This window comes from Deltaproteobacteria bacterium, assembly GCA_019310525.1.
Classification (GTDB): Bacteria; Desulfobacterota; DSM-4660; order Desulfatiglandales; family HGW-15; genus JAFDEE01.
In genome coordinates, this window is sequence record JAFDEE010000144.1 from 1 (window position 1) to 4,083 (window position 4,083).

A 4,083-nucleotide genomic window follows, 5' to 3' on the forward strand; every position below is an offset into this window, starting at 1 on the left:
TTCCGATTTTACCGGATCTGCTGCGTTGCCTGCCTGTGCGGTGCCTGTCTGCCGTCCCAACGGGACAGGCAGGCACGCAGACAGGCGCTTCGGATTCCGTCATTGCGGCGTACTGATATGTACGTCTCATTCCTGAATCCTCGCGCGCCTTGCATCTCCAGAAAACTCGGCAAATCGCTCAATTTAGGTTCCAATATCATTATCCTTCAAATTCCTCCTTACCAATACCTGGCAAGCAGAATAGGAACAATAACTTCTTCTTCCATTTACAAATTCAACCGCGTACCACTTCGGCCCCTGTTAAGACAGGTGAAAAGATCATAAATTTTCGCCGATAACTATCCATCTGCATGATTCCCACGATCTTTTCCTTGAGATCCCCTGGGTCTCCGGCACGAAAAACAAGGCGCAGCCTGTCCTCAGGGCTCAGGACCTGATTGAAGGCCGGCGTACAGACAAGGGTGGGGACTTCGATACTCATGGCCTCGAGCACAGCCTTCCCCGCCCCTCCCCTTGACAGCATGTTCACGAACACATCGAATCCGGAAACGATCGCAGGGACTTCTTCCCGTTTAAGGGGGCCTGGGAATCGGACAAAAGACTGCAACCCGTAAGTTTTGCACAGATCATCGAGTTCCTGTCTATACTTCCTGTCATCCTCCGTCTGGACGTTCCCGTAAAGCATGACCTTGAAATCACGGCAACCTTCCATGATCATCAGGTGGACGGCTTTGATAAGGGTTTCGTAACCCTTGATCCTGGAGATCCGCCCGACAGATCCGATCACAAACACTTCGTTTGGGGCCCTGGGCCTTCTGGAATAGAGGGCCGTATCGATCCCGTGGCCGGTAACCTTCACTTTCCCGGCTTTTATCCGGAAGCTGTCGGGGCTCGCTGTGACGACGGCATCGCTCAACATGAAGGCGCCGAACATGACTGGATTGATGACACTGTGGGCATACCAGGTAATCCTCGGGATACCTTTCAAGGCCAGGATAGGCCCTCCCAGCAGGGTGAAGAGCACGGCCATGTGGGTAAAACATCCATCGAAGTGCCTCTTTTTCAAGGTCTGACGGAGAAGTCGGTAGAAGTTCAGTACTTTCATGGCTCTTGAAACGCCCCGTTCCCCCCCGACGGAATACACCTCAATGTTTTTCCTGAGGGCCAGGCGGCCCTTGTGCATGGTGATCACGGATATGTGTTCGAATCGCTCACCCAGGGCGTTCAACCATCCCGTGGTCACCCCCTGGGTTGGATGGTCTGCGTCCGTCCTGATATTGAAAACCAGGAGATTCATTCCCTATTCAAAATCCCCCCATTGGAGAAGCGCATCCTCCCGGATCTCCCTCGTGGCCCGCCTGCCGATCACGCTGTCCCAGAGGAGCGGACTGATTCCGTGTCCGGGCCTCTTTACCGTGATGTTTTCCTCTGTCAGCACTTCACCCTTACCGATATTCTTCAACGCTACGATGCTCCTTCGAGCATGGGACCTGGCTTCCTTCTCAAGAGATACATCTTTGCTTTCCTTTCCAAGTAAACTTCTATACTTCTTCAATTTTGCCAGGAATCGTTTGAGATCCAGGGCGTTCATAGCGTGGTAATGATCATTTCCAGGAAGGGTTTTGTCGTGGGTGAAATGCTTTTCAAGAATCGAGGCCCCCAGGAGGGCGGCCATTTCCAGGGCGCTGACGGTTTCATCAGGGACCACGTGGTCGGAGTACCCCACCAGGCAGTCCGGGAAAGCACCCTGGAGGACCCTGATCTGAAAAAGTTGAGCATGTTTTTCGTCCGTAGGATAGTTGAGAACACAGTGAAGGAGAGCGATCTCCGGGGCGCCGTTCTCCTGGAGGACTTCCTTTGCGAATTCTATTTCCGGAAGCGTGGCCGCCCCGGTTGAAAGCAAAACCGGCTTTCCCGAGCGGGCCACCTTTCGGAGAAGGGGAAGGTTCGTGATGTCCGCAGATGCGATTTTGAAGGCGGGCACAAGGGGGTCCAGCTCATCCACCGCCCTTGTGTCAAAGGGTGTGCACAGGAAGTCCACCTCTCTTTTTCCACAATGATCGGCCAAAAGCTCGTACTCCCTTGGGCCGAATGCATCGTATTTCTTGAACAATTCGTACTGGCTCAAGGTCGGCTCCCGGGTCGTATCCCAGTAGGCTGGGGAGTTGCGGGAAGCAAGTCTTTCAGCCTTGTAATATTGAAATTTGACCCCGTGGACCCCTCCCTCCGCCGCCTGGTCGATGAGTTCTTTCGCCAGGTCGAGGGAGCCCTCGTGGTTGACCCCGATTTCCGCAATAATGTATGGAGACAGGTACATTCCGACCTGCCTTTTACCAATGATCATTTCCCTTCGGCTCCTTGCTCGAGCAATGCGTTGATCTCCTGGATCACGGTCCTTTTCCCGTCTGAAATACCCATCCTTAGCATCCGGTCCCGCATCCTGGCCCTCAATGCCTCGTCTTCCATGAGGCGTTCGACCGCTTCCCGGATCACGTCGTCCGTGACGTCCTTTCGGTGGCCCAGGTTGATGATTCCGTTATCCCCCGAGGCCACCGTATGCCTTGTCTCTCTCGAGTTCTGGGCGATCACGATCGTGGGAACCCCGATACTGGCCAGTTCCAGGACCGTCCTCCCGGCGGAAGTGATGGCCATATCGGCCGCGGTCATGTATTCGCTGATCTTCCGTGTAGCGTTTGCGTAGTGGATGAATTTCGAATCCAGGCGGTCCAACAATTTTCGGAGTTCCTCGTGATGCCGGTAACCGGGACCTACGATCACATGGACATCAACCCGGTTTTTCTGCAAAAGGCCTGAGAGAACTTCCAGCACCCGGCAGGTCAGATTCCCCTCATCAACGCCGCCGAAGGCCACCAGGATGCTGCCGACCGGGCCCTTTCGTTCTCTTTGGGAAAGATGAAGAAACTCGTCGCGCAGGCAGAAGTACTTGGGCCCCACTCGGAAGTGCTCGTATGGAAAACGGTAAGGATATAAGGCGTTGATCACCAGGTCGGCGATTTCGGCCCCAAGTCCCAGGTCCTCGAAGTTCACGACCTTGATGCCCGCTTTCTTGAGGCTCCAGATGTAATCGGCCCCTGTATCCAGGATGTCGTTTATAACCATATCCGGCCCCAGGGAAAGGACCGTATCCAGGAACCGGGCGCGCTCCGTGACAACGACCGGGTAATTTTGCTCCGAGATGTAGTTCTCGGCCAGGTCGTCCTCCTCGGTACAGACGAAAACGATATCATGTTGAATGAACTCATGGGCCAGCATCACCGCCCGATAAGCATGACCCAGGCCAGTCTCGGCATTGCCCGTAACGGTGAAAACGATCCTCTTTCTCTTGAGAATCATTTCAGCTACCCAGAAATCATGGTAAGTATCGATGTCGATGCTCTTTATTTCGTCCAGAACCATGAGGGAGATCTTCTCACCCACCCGTGTGCCGGTCCTCAATTGCTTCCTCGTACAGGCATTGATCACGCCCGTCTCCCGGTAGCAAGGAGGGAGAAGTTGGCGGTTCAACCGCTTTTCGTAATCCGGAACGATCCGTCCCCCTTCTTCCTTCCAGCGCAAATGCCGGTCCTCGTGGGCCGTAAGAAGGGTGTCCGCCCCTTCCGCCGCGAGCTTTTCAATGGCCTGGTCGATGTCCCCACCCGTCACGAAGGGACATGTCGGCTGAACGGTCACGACGGCATCGTAGACCTCCCCCCATCGATTTTCCGCCGATTCCACTGCATGCACGACGACCGGATCGAGCGTCACGTCATCCCCGGCCAGGTTCTCCGGACGTTTGATGACCTCGGCACCGAAACGTTCCGCAAATAGGGCGATTTCCTCGTCCTCCGTGCTGACGACGACTCTTCCGACCTTCTCGGAATCCAGGGCGGCCTGAATGGCATATGATATGAGGGGCTTACCTCGGAGCGGCCGAAGATTTTTTCTAGGGATAGCCTTGGATCCCCCCCGTGCTGGAATGATCACGATGCTTTTCATCTTCTCTTCTTTCTTCTCTTCCCGTGGCTTAGATGTTCTATTCCTCATCAATCTCTTCCCGAGACCTTTGAAAAACGTCCCCTTTTG

At 54.6% G+C, this 4,083-nt stretch carries 3 protein-coding genes; all 3 read right to left on the minus strand.

Annotated elements, in window-relative coordinates:
• Positions 1-274: 274 nt before the first annotated feature.
• From JRF57_16190 to JRF57_16200, 3 genes are read right to left on the minus strand one after another with little or no spacing between them, the layout of a single operon-like run.
• Positions 275-1,297 (minus strand): glycosyltransferase family 4 protein, encoded by a 1,023-nt coding sequence (locus JRF57_16190; protein ID MBW2305237.1) that lies wholly within the window; start codon positions 1,295-1,297, stop codon positions 275-277.
• Positions 1,298-1,300: 3 nt separating this feature from the next.
• Entirely contained in the window at positions 1,301-2,344 is a 1,044-nt protein-coding gene (locus JRF57_16195) for an N-acetylneuraminate synthase family protein (protein MBW2305238.1), read from the minus strand.
• Complete coding sequence (locus tag JRF57_16200) at positions 2,341-4,044, minus strand: NTP transferase domain-containing protein (protein ID MBW2305239.1); 1,704 nt, start codon at positions 4,042-4,044, stop codon at positions 2,341-2,343. The genes JRF57_16195 and JRF57_16200 overlap by 4 nt, the downstream gene beginning before the upstream one ends.
• Between the last annotated feature and the right edge of the window lie 39 nt (positions 4,045-4,083).

Coding starts and splice junctions, on each gene's coding strand:
- JRF57_16195 (MBW2305238.1), bottom strand. CDS start 2,344: ATGATCATTGGTAAAAGGCAGGTCGGAATGTACCTGTCTCCATACATT.
- JRF57_16200 (MBW2305239.1), bottom strand. CDS start 4,044: ATGAGGAATAGAACATCTAAGCCACGGGAAGAGAAGAAAGAAGAGAAG.
- JRF57_16190 (MBW2305237.1), bottom strand. CDS start 1,297: ATGAATCTCCTGGTTTTCAATATCAGGACGGACGCAGACCATCCAACC.